The organism is Larsenimonas suaedae, assembly GCF_023712105.1.
GTDB classification, from domain to species: Bacteria; Pseudomonadota; Gammaproteobacteria; order Pseudomonadales; family Halomonadaceae; genus Larsenimonas; species Larsenimonas suaedae.
In genome coordinates, this window is record NZ_JAMLJI010000003.1 from 246,209 (window position 1) to 267,839 (window position 21,631).

The following is a 21,631-nucleotide window of genomic DNA, read 5'->3' on the forward strand; positions in this document are numbered from 1 at the left end:
CTAGTCACGGCGCGCGCTGGAGGCAATAAGCGCCTTGATGCCGGCCCGGGTCGCGTCATCGCTTGCCACGCTCTCAAAACGCAGATCGGCACGCGTCAATGCCCGCTCATAAAGCGGCGTGAGCTGGCTTGAGCCGATCAGACACACGGTCGTACCGTGCGGCAGGCGCGCACGCATGGTCGCCACTTCCGAGCCGATCAACACCCCGGACAGAAAGCTTCCGACCTGCTCGGCGGCAAGCCCTGTATAAAGATGACGGCTTCGCGCCTCAAAAAGTGCATGCAGCACGCCCTCTTCGGCGCCGCCACGGGCAAGGCCCTGATCGAAGGCGGATTCATCAAACGTCGCGTCATCGCGGGCAGGCTCACCGGGCAGCGTGTGGTAGCGCACCGCGTGGTACAGCTCGCCGGTCATGAAGGTCGAAAAGCGCACCAGCGTGTCACCCTCAAGCTCGGCCCACTTGCTGTGGGTGCCCGGCACGCAGAACCAGCGCGCCTCGGCGCTTGAAAGCGCGCGAGCCCCGAAAAGCTGCACTTCCTCGCCGCGCATCACATCCACTACGCCGTCACCGTCCGCCTCGAGCCATTTGACGCCGGGCACGATAAAGGCGTTGTCGAGACCGGGCGCCGGCAGGCAGTGGCGGGCCAGTTCATCGAGCGTGACCGGCAGCGACAGCTGCGGCGCCTCGGCCCAGCCACGCTTGGCACCGACCATGCCCGACAGATAGATCGGCGTGGCCTCACTCTCACGCCAACCCGCCACCTGACGCGCCAGATAGTGGGGAAACTCGGACTGGCTCAACGCCTTGATGCCGGCGTCGGCCCGGCGCTCCTCGAGGCACGCCCCGCTTTCGGCATCGACCAGAAACGCCCGAAAGTTGCTGGTGCCCCAGTCCACCACGATGTAGCGCGCCTCGCTCACTGATCGACCTCCCGCTGAAGCCCTTCGAGCTTGCCGGAAAGCTCCTGAAGCCGCTGCCATTCAGCGACGATTTCACGGGCAGTCTCGCCGACTTCACGCGCGGCCTTGCCCGGGGTGTAAAGCATGCTGCCATAGCCGAACCCATTCACGCCGGCGGCATGCCACTCCCCCATGGTGTCAATACCGATGCCACCAACCGCCAGTACGGGCACGCGTGACGGCAGCACCGACTTGATGTCTTTCAGGTAATCGCAGCCAAAGCGCGCCGCGGGGAACAGCTTGAGGCCGGTCGCACCGTGCTTGATGGCCTGAAACGCCTCGGACGGCGTCGCGCAGCCGACCAGGCTGTAAAGCCCGGCATCATCGGCGGCCTCGATCACCTCGGGGTCGGTGTTGGGCGTAACCATCAGCTCCGCGCCCGTCTCTTTCAGCCGCTTGACGTCGCCGGTATGCAACACGGTGCCCGCGCCGACGATAACGTTACTGGGCGCGCGCTTGACCAGTGCCTCGATCGACGTCCAGGGCGAGGGTGAATTGAGCGGTACTTCGATAAAGCGCACCCCGGCCTCGACCAGGGCGTCGCACACCTCATCGACCTCGGCCGGCTTGATGCCGCGCAAAATGGCGACCAGAGGGCGGTCGTTCAGCGCCTCGTGAAATAAAGACATGATTTCTCCTTGGCGATATCAGGCTCTGTTGGCCATCGAGCGTGCACTCAGGCGCGCCCGACAGTGACCTTCACACGGTTCAAACAACGTATCGTGCCCGGATTACCACTCGGCGATGCTGCCATCGTCGTGGGTCCAGACCGGGTTGCGCCAGCGGTGCCCCACTTTGGAGCGCTCCTCGACAAACGCCTCATCGATCTCGACCCCAAGGCCTGGGCCGTCGGGAATGGCCAGATAGCCGTCATCGATGGCGAGCGCCGACTTGTCCACCAGGTAATCGAGCACGTCGTTGCCCTGATTGTAGTGAATCCCCATGCTCTGTTCCTGGATGAACGCATTGTGCGAGACCGCGTCCAGATGCAGCGAGGCCGCAAGGGTCAAGGGCCCGAGCGGACAGTGCGGTGCAAGTGCGACATCATGACACGAGGCCAGCGAGGCAATCTTGAGGCCTTCCGAGATACCACCGCAGTGGGAGAGATCGGGCTGGATGATATCGACCATGCCGTCTGCCAGCAGATCGCGGAACTGATAGCGTGTATGCAGGCGCTCGCCGGTAGCGATGGGGTAGCCGAGGTTGCCGGCGATGTGCTTGAGCGAGGGCAGATGCTCGGGCAGGACCGGCTCCTCGACGAACATCGGCCGGTACGGCTCGAGTTCCTTGAGCAGAATCTTGGCCATCGGGCGATGCACGCGGCCGTGGAAATCGATGCCGATGCCGACATCCATGCCGACCGCTTCGCGGGCCTCGGCGATGCGGGCCACGGCCTCATCGACCTTGGTGTAGCTATCGACCATCGCCATCTCGGCGGTGCCGTTCATCTTGAAGGCGGTGAAGCCCTTGTCCACCAGGGCCTTCGCGCCGGCGCCGACGTCGTTGGGCTTGTCACCGCCGGTCCAGGCGTACATCCGCATCTTGTCGCGCACGCGCCCGCCCAAAAGCTGGTAGACCGGCACGCCCAGATCGCGCCCCTTCAAATCCCAAAGCGCCTGATCGATGCCGGCGATCGCGCTCATCAGAATCGGGCCACCGCGGTAGAATCCCGCGCGGTAGAGCGTGTTCCACAGGTGCTCGATGCGCCGCGGGTCCTGGCCGATCAAATAGTCGGAAAGCTCATGCACCGCCGCTTCCACGGTGGCGGCGCGCCCTTCGATGACCGGCTCACCCCAGCCGTAGGCGCCCTCGTCGGTCTCGATCTTGAGAAAGAGCCAGCGCGGTGGAATCTGCCAGGTTTTCAGGCGGGTAATCTTCATGAATGCCTCGGGAAATAACGTGGAATATAAATAGCGCGTAAGTCGGGCGGATTGCTATTCAAGCGACGCGCCCGGGCCATCGCGCAGGTCTTCGGCGGTATGGGACAGCAACTCGCGAGCGGCCTCGCAGGCCTCGCTCCGCTCCTGACGGCGAATCGCCTCCATCACACGCCGATGGCAGCCGACACTTTCGCGCATCGCCTCAACGCTTCGACGGGTACGGGCGACCTGAGCGTGGATGATGGGTTTGAGCATGTGTGAAAGCTGCGTCCAGATGACGTTGTGGGTCGCGGCGTACACCGCCTCATGAAAGGCCACATCGTACTCATCGTGGCTTGCGCCCTGACAATGATGGTCAGGGGCGTCGATGGTTGCAGCCATGCCGCCAAGCGCTCGCTCGATCGCGACCAGATCCTCGGCGGTGGCGTGCGTGGCAGCCTCCATGGTCACGAACGGCTCGACCGACTCTCGAAACCGCAGCAGATCGTCCATGTAGAACGCGCTGGCCTCGGTGTAATGGGTCAGCCAATGGGTGACGCGCGGGTCAAGCAACTGCCACTCGCTCGGCGCACGCACCCGCGTGCCCTGCCCCGAGATGCGCACCAGAATGCCGGTATCCACCAGCGTCTGTAGCGCGCTTCGGGCCGTACTGCGACTGACCTGATGCGTACTGCAGATGTCGATTTCACGCGGCAGGAAGCTGCCGGGGGGATAGGTGCCGTCGAAAATGGCGCCAGCCAGCTTCTCGAGCAAGTCGTCACGGTTTTGCGCGCCCGCCATGGTGGTATCGTCTCTCCGGGAAAGGCCTACATCAATACCTTATGTCGGACATAGCTGCAAGCCAACGCATGCTAGACCATAGTGGGACACGCCCGTGACGCCCGCGCTCAGAGCGCCCCGCGAATCGCCTTGCACGCCGCCATAAGGTTGGCAACCGCGGGCCGGGCCTCCTCGGCCCGACACACCAGGGCGATGCCCGAGACCAGGGGTCGACCGGTCAGCCGGTGGTAGCTGACCCCAGGCGCATGCACCGAGGCGATCGACTCCGGCACGATGGCCACGCCAAAGCCTGCCGCGACCATGTTGATCGAGGAAGAAATCTGCGGCGATTGCTGGGCCAGACGCGGCGTAACCCCGGCCGCCTGGCATTTAAGCAGGATGCTGTCGTAGAGCTTGGGCCCGAGCGAGCGCGGAAACAGGATCAGCGCATCGTTTGAAAGCTCCGACAGCGCAATGTCGTCTCGGTCTGCCAGCGCGTGCCCTGGCGGCAGCACCAGGCGCATGTCTTCCTCGACCAGCACCTCATACCGATAGCGGCCGTGATCGAGATCGAACGGCAGGCGCACCAGCGCACAATCGAGTTCGGCGTTATTGATCGAGGCCGCAAGCGTTGGCGTATTGCTCTCGACCGGGTCGATCTGCACCCCGGGATAGCGGTGGCGATACGTTCGCATCAGCTGGGCAACGCCTGGGTGAAAGACCGCCGAGCCCGCGAACCCGACCGACAACCGCCCACCCGTGCCGGCCGCCGTTGCCAGTGCCTGCCCCCTGGCCGCTTCAAGGTCGGCAAGCACGCGCTGAACGTCACTGCGAAACTGTTCGCCGGCCTCTGTGAGGGTGACCGAGCGTCGATCGCGGTGAAAAAGCGGCGTACCCAGGCTCGCTTCCAGCTTTCGAATCTGCTGGCTGAGCGGCGGCTGGGCCATTCCCAGCCGTTCGGCGGCGCGGGTAAAGTTCAAGGTCTCGGCAACGGCCAGAAAATAGCGGAGCTGACGCAGTTCCATATCCAAAACGTCTCACAGAAAGCAATTTGATATATTAGACATTCTTTTCGAGAGCCACCATGATGCCTTGATCAAACAATGACTCCATACCGTTCGCCCTCTGACCCAAAACGCTCAAGGATGCGTGCGACGGCCGCCGCCCATAAGCGCAGGCCTTCCCGCCCGGCGTTCGCTGATGCGCAGGAACCCTCATGACCGACGCCTCACGTGCCTCCTCGGCCCTGACACCCGACACCCCCGTCGATGCCTTCATCGACCACCTCAAACGTGTGGTCGGCGATAAACACGTACTGACCAAGGACGCCGCCACCCGGCGCTACCGCACCGGCTTTCGCTTCGGCACCGGCCCGGTCACCGCCGTGGTGCGCCCCGGCTCGCTGGTCGAGCAGTGGCGCATTTTAAAGGCCTGCATCGACACCGATCGCATCGTCATCACCCAGGCCGCCAACACCGGGCTGACGGGGGGCTCCACCCCGGATGGCAACGACTACGACCGCGAGATCGTAATCATCAACACGCTGCGCCTTGCCCATATTCAGCTGATCGACGAGGGGCGACAGGCGCTGTGCCTGCCCGGCGCCACCCTCGATCAGCTCGAGAAGGCGCTCGCCCCGCTTGGACGTGAACCTCATTCGGTTATTGGCTCATCGTGTCTCGGTGCCTCGGTGTTCGGCGGCGTGTGCAACAACTCCGGCGGCTCGCTGGTCAAGCGCGGCCCGGCCTACACCGAGCTTGCGCTCTACGCCCGCGTGCGCGAGGACGGCGCCCTTGAGCTGGTCAATCATCTGGGAATCACGCTGGGCCAGGGCGAGCCGGAAACACTGCTTGAGCGCGTCGAGCGCGGCGAGTTCCGGCCTGATGACATCGAACTTGACCGAGGTGTGGCCTCTGACCCCGATTATCAAAACCACGTTCGAGACATTGACGCAGACACCCCGGCCCGCTTCAACAACGACCCCCGCAGGCTTTATGAGGCCTCCGGCTCTGCCGGCAAGCTGATGGTGTTTGCCCTGCGCCTCGACACCTTTCCGATGGAAAAGAACACGCAGGTGTTCTATCTCGGCACCAACGACCCTGACCAGCTGACCGAGCTTCGGCGCACCGTACTGCGCGAGTTCGACACGCTCCCGGTGGCCGGGGAGTACATGCACCGGGACGCCTACGACATTGCCGAGCGCTACGGCAAGGATACGTTCCTGACCATCGCCCGTTTCGGTACGCACCGATTGCCGACGCTGTTCAAATGGAAAAGCACGCTCGACTCACTCGCCGGGCGCGTTCCGGGTTTGCCGGAAAACCTCTCCGATCACGTACTGCAGCGCCTCGGCCGGTTCTTTCCCGCGCATCTGCCCGCGCGGATGACCGAGTACCGCAACCGGTTCGAACACCACCTGCTGCTGAAAGTCTCCGAAGAAAGCCTCGAGCAAACCCGCAGGACGCTCGCGCACCTGTTCGACGGCACTCAAGGGGCGTATTTCGAATGCACGCCCGAGGAAGGCAAGAAGGCGTTTCTGCATCGCTTCGCCGCCGCCGGCGCTGCGGTGCGCTACCGAATCATCCACAGCGAAGACGTCGAAGACATCGTCGCGCTCGACATCGCGCTCAAGCGCAACGAACGCCAGTGGCTCGAGCAACTGCCGGAGGCGGTCGACCGCCCGTTGATTCACAAGCTCTACTACGGGCACTTTTTCTGTCACGTGATGCATCAGGATTACATTGTTGCCAAGGGCACCGACTGTCTCGCCCTCGAGCACGAGATGTGGAAGCTGCTCGACGCCCGTGGCGCCGAATACCCGGCCGAGCACAACGTCGGCCATCTTTACACCGCGAAGCCGGCGCTCACCTCGTTCTATCGAGATCTTGACCCGTGCAACTGCTTCAACCCCGGTATCGGCCAGACCAGCAAGCACCGGGGCTGGAAAGAAGACGCCAGCGCCCCGCACACCCCATCCACCTGAGCGCTCTCCAGAAAACGTCACGTCTGAAACGAAAAAACCCTGCCATTGGCAGGGTTTTATGAATTGTGCGCCGGTTGCGCTCAGCACATTTGTGCGGTCTTGGGCGGCTCATAGCCGGAGCCGTGATCATCGTGGGTGCGGTCGTTGGCGAAAATAGCTCCGAATACCAGCAGCAGCGCGAAGAAGATTCCCAGTTGCATATCGATCCCATCCTTGTCTTGTGTAAGGGCGCGTTAAAGCGCGTGACAAGGACGTTAATTTGTTTCCGAGCTGCAAAATGTGCCGATCGCGCGAGGTTGACGCAAAACCACGCGCCGGCATGATGCCGATTTACATCTTTAAAAACAGAAAGTTGCATTACCCTGAACCAATGACAGCCTACCGACCTACTCCCAACCGAATCCATGACATCACCTTCGGAATTTATCATTCCATGAAGGCGTTTTTAGTAGGTTAAATACGGCGTACATAGCATGGTGCCGATGTGCGCATCGGCTCATCGGCACTGTTTTAAAGCATGAGGATTCGAGCGTTAAAGGCTTAGCATTTATTTCAATCAGGCATTAAAAAAGCCCACCCGAGTGGGTGAGCCTTTCGCAACCGCCCTGCCGGATCAATCAAGGGCCAGAGGCACGGCCTCGAGCCATCGCGCATCGCGCTGACCGAATACGATAAACCACGGGTTCAAGAGCTCGGCCTTCTGGTTATAGGCAAGTGGGGAACGCGTTTTAGCCTCGAGCACATCACCGCCGGCCGCGCGCACCACCGCGTGGGCGGCGGCAGTGTCCCACTCGCTGGTCGGGGCGAAGCGCGGGTAAAGATCCGCCAGGCCTTCGGCCACCAGACACAGCTTGATCGAACTGCCCATCGACACGCGCTCATGGGCTGGCAAGCGCTGGCACAAAGCCTCGAGCACGTCGCCCCCATGGCGCCGGCTGGCAACGATCTGCCAGGGCGTCCCGCTTTCAGGCGAGGGTAACTCGCGCACACGAATCGGTGTCGTATCGCCCCTCCCAACGCGCTTGAATGCCCCGCCCTCGGTACTGCCCCACCAGCTCGTCTCCAATACCGGCGCATGGACGATGCCGAACACCGGCTCGCCGTCTTCGATCAACGCGACGTTCAACGTGAACTCGCCGTTTTTGCTGATGAACTCCTTGGTGCCATCGAGCGGGTCGATCAGGAAGTAACGCGCCCACGCTCTTCGGGTCTCGAACGCGATGTCGGCGTCCTCTTCGGACAGGATTGGAACACCCGGGCATGTATCGTTCAGAAGCGCCACCAATGCGTGATGGGCGGCCATATCGGCCTCGGTCACCGGGCTGTCATCGGCCTTGATCGAGACATCAAACTCGCGCTCATAAATCGCCATGACCTGCCGGCCGGCCTCGATCACACCCTCGAGCAGGCGCGCGCATTGGGTCTCTGTCAGATTGAATCGAGCGGTCATGGAACTTACCTCTGAGGTGTAGGTCATGGATGGGAAGTCGTCGCTGACGCGCCAGACCACCCCTCGAACGCATTGAGATACCACTGCACGGTCTCAAGAAGGCCCGCCTCCAGCGTCACGGAGGGCTGCCACCCCAACGCGACGGTCTTGCGGTGGTCAAGCGCGTAGCGCACATCATGGCCCGGCCGATCTTCAACCGGCGTAATCAGGCGTTCATGACTTACGCCCGGCGTCGGAACCAGGCGATCAAGCTGGCGGCACAGCGTCTCGACCAGAACCCGGTTACTCGTTTCCTGGCCGCTTCCGATCAGATAACGCTTGCCGATGCGGCCGCGTTCCAGTACGCACATGAGCGCACGAACATGATCGGTCACATGCAACCAGTCCCGTGTTTGAGCGCCGTTGCCGTACAGCGGAATGGGCGTTCCCGCCAGGGCATTGAGGATCGTTTTCGGAATCAACTTTTCCGGAAACTGATACGGCCCGTAATTGTTGGAGGCGTGAGTGATGATGGCTGGAATGCCATAGGTGCGCCCCCACGCCTGAACCAGATGATCGGATGCGGCCTTGCTGGCCGAATACGGTGAACTGGGCCGGTATGGCGAGTGCTCATCGAACGGCCGCGCCGTGAGCGCCAGATCACCGAAGACCTCATCAGTCGAGACATGAATCAGCCGAAACTCCGCCCGCCGGGCTTCGTTATTGGCCAGATAGCGCCGAAGCGCCTCGAGTATTGAAAAAGTACCGGAGACATTGGACTGCATGAATGGCGCCGGCCCATCGATGGAGCGATCAACGTGCGACTCCGCCGCCAGATGGATCACCGCATCAGGAGCAAACACCTCAATGGCCTCATGAAGCGCCGCCTCCTCGGTGATGTCGAGTTTCAGGAAACCGTAACGCGGATGATCGCCTCGAGGAAGCGAGGCCAGATTGCCGGCGTAGGTCAGTTTGTCGACATTGAGCACATGGTGCTCGGTTTCATCGAGGAGGTGGCGCACCAGCGCACTGCCGATAAACCCCGCACCACCTGTAACCAACAATTTTTGTGCCGCGCCTGCTATTGAAGCGCGCATCGAGCGCATCATCAGGCCGAGGTATCCACCGGGTCAAACGACTTGACCAGATCATCAATCGCCTTGAGCTGTGCAAGAAACGGCTCGAGCTTGGCAAGCGGCAACGCACTCGGACCATCGCACTTGGCGTTGGCCGGATCCGGGTGGGCTTCCAGAAACAGCCCCGCCAGACCGGTTGCCATACCGGCACGGGCCAGCTCCAGCACCTGATCGCGCCGGCCACCCGAGGCCGCACCCAGCGGGTCGCGGCACTGAAGCGCGTGGGTCACGTCGAAAATGATCGGGCGGTTGTTGGTGACCTTTTTCATCACACCGAAGCCCAGCATATCGACCACGAGATTGTCGTAGCCGAAATTGGCGCCGCGCTCACACAGGATGATCTGATCGTTGCCGCACTCGGCGAATTTATCCGCCACGTTTTTCATCTGATGCGGGCTCAGAAACTGCGGCTTTTTCACGTTGATCGGCTTGCCGGTTTTGGCCATCGCCTCGACAAGATCAGTCTGGCGTGCCAGAAACGCCGGCAGCTGGAGCACATCCAATACCTCGGCGGCAGGGGCTGCCTGCTCGACTTCATGAATGTCTGAAATGACCGGCACCCCGAATTCCTCCTTCACCTTTTGAAGGATTCGAAGCCCCTCATCAAGCCCCGGCCCGCGAAACGAGTGGATGGAGGACCGGTTGGCCTTATCGAACGAGGCCTTGAAGACGTAGGGAATGCCGAGCCGCTGGGTTACATCGACGTAGTGTTCGCAGGCATTCATGACAAACGATTCACTCTCGATGACGTTGACGCCGCCAAAAAGTGTAAACGGGGAGTCGTTATTCAACGTGAAGGAGGCGGCGGAGCCGGATAGTTCGATGGGCATTCGTGATTTCCTGAATGGATGCTACGGATGATCTGACAACGGAGAACCTAACACTCACGCCGTCGACTGACATAAAAAGCGCAATAACATGGGGCCGCGCGCTCAGCAGGCATTCTTGTCGATGAACATCTTACAGGCCGTCAGAAAAATGATCTTCAAATCCAGCAGCATTGACCAATTTTCGATGTACCAAAGATCGCACTCGATGCGCTTTTTAAGCCCGGTGTCACCGCGCCAACCGTTGACCTGCGCCCACCCGGTAATGCCGGCCTTCATCATGTGCTTTTGCATGTAGCCAGGAATTTCACTTCGGAACTGCTCGACGAATACCGTGCGCTCTGGCCTTGGCCCCACAATCGACATGTCGCCCTTGAGAACGTTAATGAACTGAGGCAACTCATCCAAACTGGTTCGTCTCAAAAAGCGTCCGAACGATGTCACGGGCTTCGCACTCGCCTTGCCCCAAAGTACGCCACCCCCTTCACAGGAAGCAGCCATCGTTCTGAACTTGAGCATTCGAAACGGTTTACCGTTCCAGCTCACTCGCTCCTGTGAATAAAGGACTGGCCCACGCGAACTCAACTTGACGCCAAGTGCGAGCAAGAGCATCAACGGTGAGAGAACCACTAGAAACAGTGCCGACAGCATCAGATCCTCGAGCCGTTTCTTGACCACGCTCGCCCCGGACATCGGAGAGCAGGTGATGTCGAGCATCAGAAGGTCGGAGATCTGTGAAATATTGTGATTGATCAGGCGAAAATCGCGCATATCCGGCATGTAGCGGATATTCGAAGATGTCAGTGACAGGTCCTCGAGGATTGCCTTGACTTCGCTTCCTCGCTCGAGCGGCAAACATAACCAGACCTCCCGCTCGGTGACCTCAAGAGGCTCGCCGCGGTGGTAATACTCGATATCCGACTGGAAATGCGCGAACGGGTACTCATCCTCCCCCTCAAGAAGAATCACCCGCCCCACATCGAACCCGCAGGAGGGGTTATTCATCACACTCATCATCGCGGTATAACAGGACTGTGTATCCCCGATAATCAGTACTTCTCGCCGGTTTCTACCCGAAAGCCTCAACCGATTGATGAGCGGATACGCCATCCCCCTGATCATCACCGATGAGAAAAACGAGATCGCAATGAACAGTGCAATCCAGATGCGTGAATAAAGCTCGGATAAATCGAAAAAATACAAGATGAACGTAAGCGATAGGCCAACGAGTGCGTAGGCCATGCCTATCTGAAGTATCAACCGGTGGCGAAATTTACCCCGCCAGGACTGATAAACCTTCATTACAGGAAAAATGATGGCCACCAGCAGCAGAAACACCAGTACGGCCCAGGAATAGCGCTCTACCTCGATGTGCCAAGCCTTGAACCGAAACAGATAGGCAAGCCAGCCGCCAAACAGCACCGCGCCCCAATCAGCCAGACGCGCAAGCGCCATGGTATAGGTGTCATACCCATTGATGGACTTTACAGTACGCTCACGAGACATTGATCATCGGCTCACAGCACCAAATTTTATCATTTATACACAAGCGTACCGTTACAGCGCTCCAACACGCCGTTTTCGATCATCGAATCGATGTAACGCTGAGCCTGCCCTTTATCACCGTTCAGCAGGAACCGATACGACACCTTAAGCAGATAGCTGATCGATTTTGCGGTATTGGAGTAACTGATGTTGGGTGGATCGATACTGCAATCGAACTTCTTCACGGGCACACGCCACTCACCATAGTTTTCGGTCAAATAGCGATCGGCATTATCCGGGCCGAGCACCGCTTCATCACCGAGAGTATATTCAGACACCCCGAAATCGAGATTGTCCCAGCGGTGAATCGCCGAGCCATGCCACAAGAGCTCTTCCTCCCGAACATGCACGAAGACATCGACGACCAGGCCGGTCTCGTGTTTAAGCTTGACCAGAATCGGCTTGGCCATACGGTGGTAGCGAACCTCGCCCTCATGCGCTGTACGATACAGGCACTGACTGCTCGACTTGATCGACCAGTGGCTCGACTTGGAGACCGCCTCGGTGAGGGCATCAATATCGAATTCTTCATAGAGTACGCCTAGATCAAGATCGTAATCGTGGCCTAGAAAATCCCCTTCGCGTACCGCGCCCAAAAACGTGCCGCTGATTACGAACCACTGCCAGCCAAGCGACTGCATCAAGGTCTTGCTGTCCTTGAGGGCACTATAGGCATGGCGCTTATCGAAAGAATCCTTGAGCTTCTTGAAGCGGATCGGATTATCGACGTCGATGCGCTGGCTCATCAGTTGGTCGAGCTCCTGCGCGGCGTTATTGACCGAATCCTGAAACATGCGGTCGTATTCAAATAGCGCATCACCTGGCTCGAGCGTGAACTCGAGCTCGGACTCAAACGCCTTGTTGATCACGCCACTGGCGAGATCGGCGCACCAAACATTACGTTCGACACCACTGACATGCCGGTTATTCTTGAGCCACTCGACCAACGCCGTTGAGGCATCCCGACCCAGGCACTCGGACACATCGAAGAAATAGTCAGAGCGCAGCTTTAAAGGCAACCAGCTTACGTGCGTCGCCCAAATAAGCCGTCGTACGGCAATCTTGATGCCGTTCTCTTCAAATGCCAGTGCGTGCGTATCCGCCCGGTACGCTTTAGGCAACCTCAGAAAAGTGAGGTACGCGCTCGAGCACCATGCAAAGAAGACCTTAAACCATTTCGGTTTCGGCGCATTAAGAAACCGCAGCAGGCGATAGGATTTTTCGAGTTCAATATTCATATAAAACCTGGTTATTCAAGGTCACGTCGAAGCAAGTCTAACACTTCAAAAGCTTTCACTAAATCTTGCTGAGGTATCGATAAAAAGTTCTTCAATGAGCGTTTAAGCTCGGTTGTCGAAATATCCTGAGTGCGCGGTAGATACTTTACCTCGCAAAATTCTTTTAGAAAATCAAACTTACCGACCCAGTCTTCACCAATAGCAAATATATCTATACCATAATTTAAAACATCATCCTTTTTTTGGCCCCAGCTTTCTTCAGGAATAACTTGATTAACAAACTTTATATTCTTAACAATCTTTGCACGCTGCTCAAAAGGAATTAAAACCTTTTTCCCTTTTTCCGCGTTAAACTCATCTGTCGACACACCTACAATCACCTCGTCTGCCATTCCTGACAGCCGTTCCAAAAGATTGAGGTGGCCAACATGGAACATATCGAATGTTCCATACGTTATTATCTTTGTCATTTAAAAACCTTCAACTTTATTTTTTTGACCACCCTATAAAAAGACCAAGCGTAGTAGCTCCCTGAATAAGCTATTAAACGCTTCCAGATTGAAATACCCTCTAATCCAGCAACATGCCTGAAGCCAATTTTCTTTCTAGAAAAAAAACCCATTTCCCTAACAAATACAGCTCGGCTCTCTTTCGGCACCCTCCTGGAAGACAGCACATTAAAAAAATGACTAACTGATTTAGACTTTACAATATCCAGAAAAACGCCCCCTGTTTCCAACGAGTCACTTATGGCTTGAGAATACGCATTGAAAATATCGTGATGCGCAGTACTGCTCTTTTTCAATGTTGACTCAGGATGTTGTACATACGTATACAATATAGAACTATATACTTTAATCTCAGACGCGCGGGTTATACATTTAAATGACCAATCAAGATCTTCGTAAATACCATACCGAAAGTAAATATTATTCTTTAATATAAAGCTTCGTGAGCAGAGTTTATTCCAAGAGACATTGAAGTTATAAAAAAGCAACCTGCGTTTACTAATGTCATCCTTAGATAATACCTGCCCATCCAATTCTCTGAGCAAATGACTCGATTTATTTTCAACGACACGACCATCAGGATATTCTCGCTGATGATTATATATAACGAGATCACTCTGCTCGGAGCATGACAAGGATAAAAGAGAAGCTAAATCCCAATCATCATCGATATCGAGAAACCCAAGGTAATCCCCCCTTGCAAGAGAGATCCCTTTATTGCGAGCTGGGCCAGGACCCTTGCCCTCACTCTGGGTGATCCGAACCGGTAAAGACGGACTCATCTTTAGCTGCTGAGTCAGCATAGCCAGTGTGCCGTCTGTACTGTGATCATCAATAAAGACAGCCTCCCACTTCCCAATGGGAAGCGAGGTCAATTTTCTGACAGCAGATTCAACGAAGTGTTCAGCGTTGAATACAGGTATGATTATTGTTAGTTTTATTTCCATGAAATTATCCGAGCTTTAAGATTTCTTCATAAACTCGCTCACATGCTTTGCCTTTTTCATAGGGAAACATTTCTTTAGCTCTGCATCTATATTTTTCAGGCATAACAAACCCATTCATTTGCTCTTTTTCTATATGTAACTTGACTTCTTGAGGCTCTGAAAAAACCGGCCCTAAACCATGAACACTATAATCAAAATAGCCTAAAGAGGTTGTATGCCCGCCTGAATATATACTATCTCGACCAGTTTGATAGTAAACTACAGGCTTTTCCAGAAACCCCATTTCAAATGCCACCGACGAATAGTCGGTTATAATCATATCTGATCGAACAAACAAATCTTGAATCGATCCAAAATCTTTCGGACTAACAATATTAACCCCATCTAACCTAAAAAAACTTGAATATGCCTGTAAGTTTGAATGGGGACAAAAATCTATTTGAACCAAGCCAGACTTCACACATTCCATATTTGACAAACACTTAAGCAATGAAACCCAATCTTTATAGAAAAAAGATTCGAAGAAAATAGGATTCACACTTGCATTATTGCTTAAAGGTTTGATAGCCCCAACAAGAGATTTACGCCATGTAGGCATAATAACAACTCTTTTAACTTCACTTCGCTCTTTATGTTCTTGCTTGACAGAAAGAGAATCGTGTCTGGGAAGACCAGTAAGAACCACCTCTTTTTTTGAAAATTTGTATCTATTAAAATCTCCACCAATAGATTCAAATTCATCTACCGAAGCAGTTAAAAATAAATCTATATCTTTATTATTAAGCCAAAAAGAAAGATCATTCTGAATAACACCGTGCTGCAAAAAAATAAATTTATACTTAATTATATCCTTATAAAAAACAGGCCTCATTACATTAAAGATATATTCATCGGCGTGCGAAGAAATTAAGTAAATACATGAAAGCAAAAGCTGCTTATGCTCAAAAGAGTTATACTCTATTAAATTAAAACCCTCTTTTTTTAGCCGCCCCCAATCTTGAGAACCTTTACTTAAAACATAATAAGCATTAACGCCTTGATGTTTTTTTATAACATACCGATAAAGATGCTCAGCATTATCATCAGCACTACTACCTCGATCAATAAACAGCCAAGAATCTTTAAACCTTTTGCTTAAAAAGCCTGTATCATAAAATGATCTATGTACTTTTTTTGAAAGCTCATTAGTTCTTGAAGGGGCTTTATTTTTAGCCAAATGAGATTTATCTATATATTTTGAGACAAATCTATTCAACTTTCTAGAGCCTTTGAACTCTAAAAACTCATCATCCAAGCAAATTTGTAAAAAAGGACTTTCGTTTAAAGGAAGCCAAACTACTACTTCATATGCTAAAACCTCCTCAAGAAAATCTATTACCTTAATTTTTTTAAATTCAGGAAAAATTTGAATGCTTGAAGAATAAAAACTCAACCTGTCCGCTAAGTTTTCAACAGCCCTAATTTTTATACCTAATAGCCTTGCACTTTCATCATAATCAAAAGCTTCTGCAAAGACATTTTCTTTTAGTTCATTATATGCGCCTATAAACGACAAAAAATAATACTTAAAGACCTCACTGAAATGAGGCACATTTGCATTTATTATATGTTCCAAAGGGATTTCTTTAAGCATTGACCTTAAGCTTTCCCTATAGAACACTAATAAGTCATCACTAAACCCGCTTAACTCAAGAAGACCTTTATTAACGAACTTACCAAAATTCCATAAGGCATCATATATCAAAACGTTAGAAACCCACTTCGGAATATACCCTTTTATTTCTAAAGCTTCATTTATGAGCCTCATGTTACCGAATTCGATCTGTTCCTTATATTTTTCTTCCTTAGACCAAACATTGCCCATTAAGGAACTTTGATTTCTGCGTTTACGATAAAAGTAGTGTGCCTCTTTAACCACACCCATGGTTTCGTTTGATTTGAGGATAAACATAGAAGCAAAAAGAGCATCTTCAAAAGACGGCTTCACATCCAAAAATCGCAGATTATTATTGTTAATAACATCCATATTATAGAAAGCATGACTTGCCGATAGCTGAAGACCAAGATCGTGACCTTCATTTATATCAAAAACCTTGCTCCCACCTTTAAATTTAAAGTCAAGCGGATGCGAATAATCGTATTTCCCTGTTTCTTCCCAATACACAAGTAACCTACAAGAAATCAAATCAGGAAAAACATTTAGACTTTCACATCTAGTTAAAAAACAATTAAACTCTAAAAGATAATCCCAACCTAAAATATCATCAGAGTCACAAAACGTGACCCATTTAGAGCTTACTTTTTCTAAACCAGCATTTCTCGCCGAGGCTGGGCCTCCATTTGATTTACTAATAACTTCAAAAATGCGCGGATACTTCTCCCTCCATTCATTGCAAATTTCCAATGAACGATCAGTAGACCCGTCATCGACAAGAATAACACTTAAATTATTATTTATATTAACCTTCTGCCTTATAATAGAAGATAAAAACTCTTCCAAATACTCTTCAACATTATAGACAGCTGAAACAATAGTAATCGAGTCCCTAATACTCAAGTTGAAACTCAGATTTTCCCCTCTATAAAAGAACCCTTCCTGCCTCAATTTATTTTCTATATCATCCTTGCGCTTTACCTCTCTTCTTTTTTTAGAAAAATAATTATAAGTCTTCTTTGAAAGATTTAGCACATCGCACCTCAAATAAACTTGCTAAGATAAATATTTTCTATGGAAAATCGCTGAACGGCTTGAAAAAGCTGTCTAGCAAGCAAAAGAGCCAATATTGCCCCATAAACCCCATCAGATGATAAATACATCTGAGCAACCAATACTATAAACACGATCAGATAGTTGCTGGAGGCCACGTACTCTATGAACTGGCGCTTATGCAGTTTGAGAAACGTAATTCGCTCATCGTCGTGAATATAGAAAGCACGCTCAACAAAAAACGCCAAGTTCAAGGCTGTGACAAGCCAGATTGAAAGTGTTAGAAGTGGATTTATAACAATTAAAATTGTACTGGTCACAAAAAACACCAGAACATCCGAAAAGGCTTTGGAGGTATGATTGTGTAGCCGCTTAAGCTTATTATAATCCACCTCACCATAGCCTTTTATTCCATGCTTATTTTTCTCGAAATACAGAATATCTTTATCAATTAAAGATCGAAAAAGTATACCGAATCCAAGGTGCGCAAAATAAACCAATGGCACCATGATAATAAGAAATATCAAAAACTCATCGTAACTAACAAATGCTTCAACCGGGCCAAGATAACTCGGCATATTTTCGCTCGAAAGCATTATCAAGACCTTGATCGGCAGGAAAAATGCAACCGTTTGCAACAGCCTTGAAATCGCTAGCGAAAGGCAGCCCCAAAAGTAGTTTTTACCTTTAGTTGCCAGAAAAAACCGGATGATTAAAAATATATTAAATATATGCTTGTTCAGGTTTTTCAAAACATGTTCCAAAATCTTGTAAAATACCGTTTAAAAGACTGAGCATCTCGGGTGCTTTTTTTAAAATCAAGACATTAAAATCTTGTCTTTCATCGGTTATGAAAATTTCAACATCACGCCTGGTCTCTTTGTCTTGAGAAGACCGCAGTGTGTCGCCACGATTTGATGTTAGCCTTGCATGCTATAAAGCCGACTTGATAAATGCTATCAGCCGATCCCCATACCGCGTGAGGTTCTGCTCCTGCATAAGCTGCGCTCGAGCGCGCTGACCGATGCGCCGGCGCAGTTCAGCGTCATTGGCCCACTCGATCAGGATTTGCGCGGCCTCTTCCGGATCGATCACCTGAGCGGAGACCAGCTCGTCCCTGCTCGGTGAATACACCTCGCTCGGGCCCTGTACGCAAAGCTCGCTGTACTTTTTGAGCGCATCTCTTGGTCGGGTCGGCTCGATGATGGCGCCGTTGGCGGCGTCCATTAACGCCTCCGGCAGGCCATCGACGTTACTGACAAGCGTCGGCAGGCCATAGGCCATCGCCTCCTGCGCTACCAGCCCGAACGGTTCACGCCAGGAGGGGCAAATGAAGACATCGAGCTCGGTGTAAAACGCCGACATGTCGTTGACCAGCCCGCAGAAGCGCACGTTGTCCTGAAGTTGCCACCGCTCAACCCATTCACGCAGCACCGGCTCGAGCGGCCCCTCCCCGGCGATCCAAAGCTCGGCCTCGGGAAGCTCAGCCTGAACACCACGAAAGGTCTCGAGCGCGACCATCGGCGCTTTTAAGCCTTTAAGGCGGCCCGCAAACCCGAGCCGAAAGCGCCCTTCTGCGTGTTCGGCGATGCGTTCCGGCACCTCGATGGCGTTGTGCAAGGTCAGCGCCGGTACATGCTCGGAAAGCCCGCAGCGAAGTTGAAGCATGCGATAGGCGGCATGGGAAACCGCGACCACGCCGGAAAGACGCTCAAGGTAGTCATCGACCTCGCGCGTTTTCGGCGCGGTCCAGGAAGTGCCGTGCTCATAATGAAAAACCGGATGGCGCTCAAGCATCGGGAGCGGGTTACCCGCCAGCTTGTTCCAGACAAGAATGGCCTGCGGGTCGATACGCTCGATCAGTGTTTTCTGATGCCAGCCGCGAAGGCCCAGAAGCTCAGGCAGCTTGAGTGTCGAGGGCCCCTTGATGTTGTGAATCGGGTAGCCCCGGGCACTCAGCTCATCGCGCAGAAACGGATGCACCTGTTCGGTTTGCAGCAACACATCCAACGCCATCGCGCGCTTGTATTCGGTCACAAACCGAAGAAAATAGCGCTCCACACCTCCCAGATTCTTAAGACTGACAAGGTGCGCCATTCTGGGCGGCGATGGTGCGTCGTTGCTCATGATAGGGTTACCGACTGGGAGTGATTGACCTGTCACACTATATCATGAGGGCTTGATGAGACACCTGCCGAAGACGGTTTTCACCAGCCGATGGTTCGAGCGAAAATGCGTTCGCGCTCGTCGGGCACTTCCCGCCCTGGATAACGCCTACGTACGCTTCAATCTGCCCGGTTTCACGCCGACGGCCGATGAGGCCGCCCCGGCGTCAAAGGCCCTGGCGGCGCTTAAGCAGGCTGACCACGCCGAGTACCGTGAAGGCGCCGCACCGCGCATTTTGTGGATGTACTGGAACACACCGGTCGATGAGGCACCGGAGGTAGTTCGGCTGGCGATTGCCTCCTGGCAGGCGCTCAACCCCGAGTATGAAGTGCGCGTGCTTACCGATGACACGATGGTTGAAATACTCGGTGTTGATCTCTTTTCGGTATTCACGTTAAGCCGCATCAAGCTGACGCTCGCCATGAAGACCGACGTACTCCGGCTGTACCTTCTGAGCGTGTACGGCGGCGTGTGGGTGGATGCCACCGTCTTTTGCCTTCAGCCATTGGAGAAGTGGCTACCCGAGGCGCGCGCGCCGCTCGATCTTTTTACCTTTCGCCACCCCACGGAAAGAAGCCGGCCTGTGGAGGCGTGGTTCATCGCGGCAAGCCCGGGGCATCCAGTGGTCAAAAGCACACTGGCCCTGTTCGTCGATCATTTATTCGCACCGAGAACCGCCGCGCTGTTTGTCTCCAATAACCGAAAGGATCTGAAAAAACTCGGGGTACACTCGAACCACCCTGAACGGCTCTACGCCGATACGGTTACTGCGGCCGAAGGCTACGGGTTCATGCCCTATTTTTCAGTGGGCTACTTCTTCAATGAAAGCATGCGGCGTCATTGGCACGTCCATGAGATCGAGGTATTTCTGGCGCTGCCGAACCGTCATCTTTCTCACACGAAGATCGAGGGGCTGGAGCAGGCGGTCGTCTCCAAGGAGACCTACAAGAAGACGCACCAGCAAAGCGAGGCGTATGCGGCCAAAAAGGCGCACCTTCAATCACTCTTGAACACGCCTGCACGCTAGGAACGGGCGCATTCAAGGCTTGAAACCAAATCACAGGCATTAAAAAAGCCGCACGGTGTGCGGCTTTTTTGAACAACGCGCCCGGTAGCGGGCGCGCGGTTTAATGCATCGCGTCGATCAGGAGTAGACCGGCAGACGCTTGCAGATTTCCTCGACCTTGCCACGCACCTGATTCTCGATCTCGGTGGTGTCTTCGCCCTTGCCGAGCACGTCAAGAATGTCGCAGATCCAGCCGGTAAGTTCGCGGCAGTCGTCGACCTTGAAGCCACGCGTGGTAACAGCCGGCGTACCGATACGAAGACCGGACGTGACGAACGGGCTTTGCGGGTCGTTCGGCACGGCGTTCTTGTTGACGGTGATGTGGGCACGGCCAAGTGCCGCGTCCGCGTCCTTGCCGGTCACGCCCTGCTTGACCAGAGACAGCAGGAAGAGGTGGTCCTTGGTGCCGCCGGAGACGACATCGAAGCCGCGCTCGACAAACACTTCCGCCATGACCTTGGCGTTGTCCAGCACCTGCTGCTGATACTGTTTGAAGTCAGACGAGAGTGCTTCCTTGAAGCACACGGCCTTGCCGGCGATGACGTGCATCAGCGGGCCGCCCTGACCGCCCGGGAATACGGCAGAATCAAGCTTCTTGTAGAGGTCCTTGTCGCCGCAGGCAGACAGGATCAGGCCGCCACGCGGGCCACGAAGGGTCTTGTGCGTGGTGGTGGTAACGACGTGGGCGTGCTTGAGCGGGCTCGGGTAGAGACCCGCCGCGACCAGACCGGCCACGTGCGCCATGTCGACGAACAGATACGCACCGACGTTATCGGCGATCTCGCGGAACTTGCTCCAGTCGATGATCTGGGAATACGCCGAGAAGCCGGCGATGATCATCTTGGGCTTGTGTTCTTCGGCCAGACGCGCAACTTCGTCGTAATCGATCAGACCTTCGTCGTTCAGGCCATACTGGACGGCGTTGTAGTGCTTGCCGGAGAAGTTCGGCTTGGCGCCGTGCGTCAGGTGGCCGCCCGCGTCGAGGCTCATGCCGAGTACGGTGTCGCCCGGCTTGACCAGCGCCTGGAACACGGCGCTGTTGGCCTGGGAGCCGGCGTGCGGCTGAACGTTGGCGTAGTCGCACTCGAACAGTTCACAGGCGCGGTCGATCGCAAGCGTCTCGACCTTGTCGACGAATTCGCAGCCGCCATAGTAGCGCTTGCCGGGATACCCTTCAGCGTACTTGTTGGTCAGAAGCGAACCCTGCGCTTCGACAACGCGCGGGCTGGTGTAGTTTTCAGAGGCGATAAGCTCGATGTGCGCTTCCTGACGCGCCTCTTCTTCATTCATTGCGCTGGCCAGTACGTCGTCGTATCCGGCGATGGTCATATCACGGCTGAACATGCAATTGATCCTTAACAAAGCGGGCGACTGTAAATCGTGGACGGCCATGATAGCGCAGCTCATTTTCCGATTCACTTGAAACCACCTCATCGAGATTGCCGATGTCGCTCATGCATCGGGTGTGCGTCGCTTCCT

At 54.2% G+C, this 21,631-nt stretch carries 18 protein-coding genes; 2 read left to right on the forward strand and 16 right to left on the reverse strand.

What is annotated here, in order from left to right:
* The 5 genes from NAT49_RS10665 to NAT49_RS10685 form a co-directional block, all read right to left on the reverse strand.
* On the reverse strand, nt 1-921 hold the full coding sequence (locus tag NAT49_RS10665) for a 2-dehydro-3-deoxygalactonokinase (protein ID WP_251594000.1): 921 nt from the start codon (nt 919-921) through the stop codon (nt 1-3).
* Entirely contained in the window at nt 918-1,589 is a 672-nt protein-coding gene (locus NAT49_RS10670) for a 2-dehydro-3-deoxy-6-phosphogalactonate aldolase (protein WP_251594001.1), read from the reverse strand. The genes NAT49_RS10665 and NAT49_RS10670 overlap by 4 nt, the downstream gene beginning before the upstream one ends.
* A 102-nt stretch (nt 1,590-1,691) precedes the next feature.
* A complete protein-coding gene (gene dgoD, locus NAT49_RS10675) occupies nt 1,692-2,840 on the reverse strand; it encodes a galactonate dehydratase (protein ID WP_251594002.1) in 1,149 nt (382 codons plus the stop codon).
* 54 nt (nt 2,841-2,894) lie between these two features.
* Nucleotides 2,895-3,620, reverse strand: coding sequence for a FadR/GntR family transcriptional regulator (locus tag NAT49_RS10680; protein WP_251594003.1), 726 nt, complete (start codon nt 3,618-3,620; stop codon nt 2,895-2,897).
* Nucleotides 3,621-3,727: 107 nt separating this feature from the next.
* Nucleotides 3,728-4,624: a LysR family transcriptional regulator gene (locus NAT49_RS10685; protein ID WP_251594395.1), complete on the reverse strand. Its 897-nt coding sequence runs from the start codon at nt 4,622-4,624 to the stop codon at nt 3,728-3,730.
* Between the two features lie 191 nt (nt 4,625-4,815).
* Here NAT49_RS10685 and dld point away from each other — a divergent pair, with 191 nt between their 5' ends.
* Nucleotides 4,816-6,582 carry a D-lactate dehydrogenase gene (gene dld, locus NAT49_RS10690; protein ID WP_251594004.1) on the forward strand — a complete coding sequence of 589 codons (1,767 nt, stop codon included), beginning with the start codon at nt 4,816-4,818 and terminating at the stop codon, nt 6,580-6,582.
* Nucleotides 6,583-7,195: 613 nt separating this feature from the next.
* On the opposite strand, the gene cysQ is transcribed toward dld, so the two are convergent.
* The 10 genes from cysQ to NAT49_RS10740 form a co-directional block, all read right to left on the reverse strand.
* Nucleotides 7,196-8,032 carry a 3'(2'),5'-bisphosphate nucleotidase CysQ gene (gene cysQ, locus NAT49_RS10695; protein ID WP_251594005.1) on the reverse strand — a complete coding sequence of 279 codons (837 nt, stop codon included), beginning with the start codon at nt 8,030-8,032 and terminating at the stop codon, nt 7,196-7,198.
* 23 nt (nt 8,033-8,055) lie between these two features.
* Complete coding sequence (gene rfbB / locus NAT49_RS10700; RefSeq protein ID WP_251594006.1) at nt 8,056-9,075, reverse strand: dTDP-glucose 4,6-dehydratase; 1,020 nt, start codon at nt 9,073-9,075, stop codon at nt 8,056-8,058.
* Nucleotides 9,076-9,119: 44 nt separating this feature from the next.
* A complete protein-coding gene (gene kdsA, locus NAT49_RS10705) occupies nt 9,120-9,977 on the reverse strand; it encodes a 3-deoxy-8-phosphooctulonate synthase (protein ID WP_251594007.1) in 858 nt (285 codons plus the stop codon).
* Between the two features lie 102 nt (nt 9,978-10,079).
* Nucleotides 10,080-11,480, reverse strand: coding sequence for an undecaprenyl-phosphate glucose phosphotransferase (locus NAT49_RS10710; RefSeq protein ID WP_251594012.1), 1,401 nt, complete (start codon nt 11,478-11,480; stop codon nt 10,080-10,082).
* 29 nt (nt 11,481-11,509) lie between these two features.
* Nucleotides 11,510-12,757, reverse strand: coding sequence for a LicD family protein (locus NAT49_RS10715; RefSeq protein ID WP_251594013.1), 1,248 nt, complete (start codon nt 12,755-12,757; stop codon nt 11,510-11,512).
* A gap of 11 nt (nt 12,758-12,768) precedes the next feature.
* Nucleotides 12,769-13,227, reverse strand: coding sequence for an adenylyltransferase/cytidyltransferase family protein (locus tag NAT49_RS10720; protein ID WP_309619149.1), 459 nt, complete (start codon nt 13,225-13,227; stop codon nt 12,769-12,771).
* Complete coding sequence (locus NAT49_RS10725) at nt 13,224-14,213, reverse strand: glycosyltransferase family 2 protein (protein ID WP_251594014.1); 990 nt, start codon at nt 14,211-14,213, stop codon at nt 13,224-13,226. Before NAT49_RS10725 ends, NAT49_RS10720 begins: the two co-directional genes overlap by 4 nt.
* A 4-nt stretch (nt 14,214-14,217) precedes the next feature.
* Nucleotides 14,218-16,902, reverse strand: coding sequence for a CDP-glycerol glycerophosphotransferase family protein (locus tag NAT49_RS10730; RefSeq protein WP_251594015.1), 2,685 nt, complete (start codon nt 16,900-16,902; stop codon nt 14,218-14,220).
* An 8-nt stretch (nt 16,903-16,910) separates the two neighbouring features.
* Complete coding sequence (locus NAT49_RS10735) at nt 16,911-17,672, reverse strand: hypothetical protein (RefSeq protein ID WP_251594016.1); 762 nt, start codon at nt 17,670-17,672, stop codon at nt 16,911-16,913.
* 181 nt (nt 17,673-17,853) lie between these two features.
* Nucleotides 17,854-19,047 (reverse strand): glycosyltransferase family 4 protein, encoded by a 1,194-nt coding sequence (locus NAT49_RS10740; protein WP_251594017.1) that lies wholly within the window; start codon nt 19,045-19,047, stop codon nt 17,854-17,856.
* A 55-nt stretch (nt 19,048-19,102) separates the two neighbouring features.
* Between NAT49_RS10740 and NAT49_RS10745 the strand changes: the two genes are divergently transcribed.
* Nucleotides 19,103-20,113, forward strand: coding sequence for a capsular polysaccharide synthesis protein (locus NAT49_RS10745; RefSeq protein ID WP_251594018.1), 1,011 nt, complete (start codon nt 19,103-19,105; stop codon nt 20,111-20,113).
* A 117-nt stretch (nt 20,114-20,230) separates the two neighbouring features.
* Here NAT49_RS10745 and glyA read toward each other — a convergent pair whose 3' ends face one another.
* The gene (gene glyA / locus NAT49_RS10750) at nt 20,231-21,496 is read right to left on the reverse strand and encodes a serine hydroxymethyltransferase (RefSeq protein WP_251594019.1); all 1,266 of its coding nucleotides are present in this window, start codon (nt 21,494-21,496) and stop codon (nt 20,231-20,233) included.
* Nucleotides 21,497-21,631 lie beyond the last annotated feature (135 nt).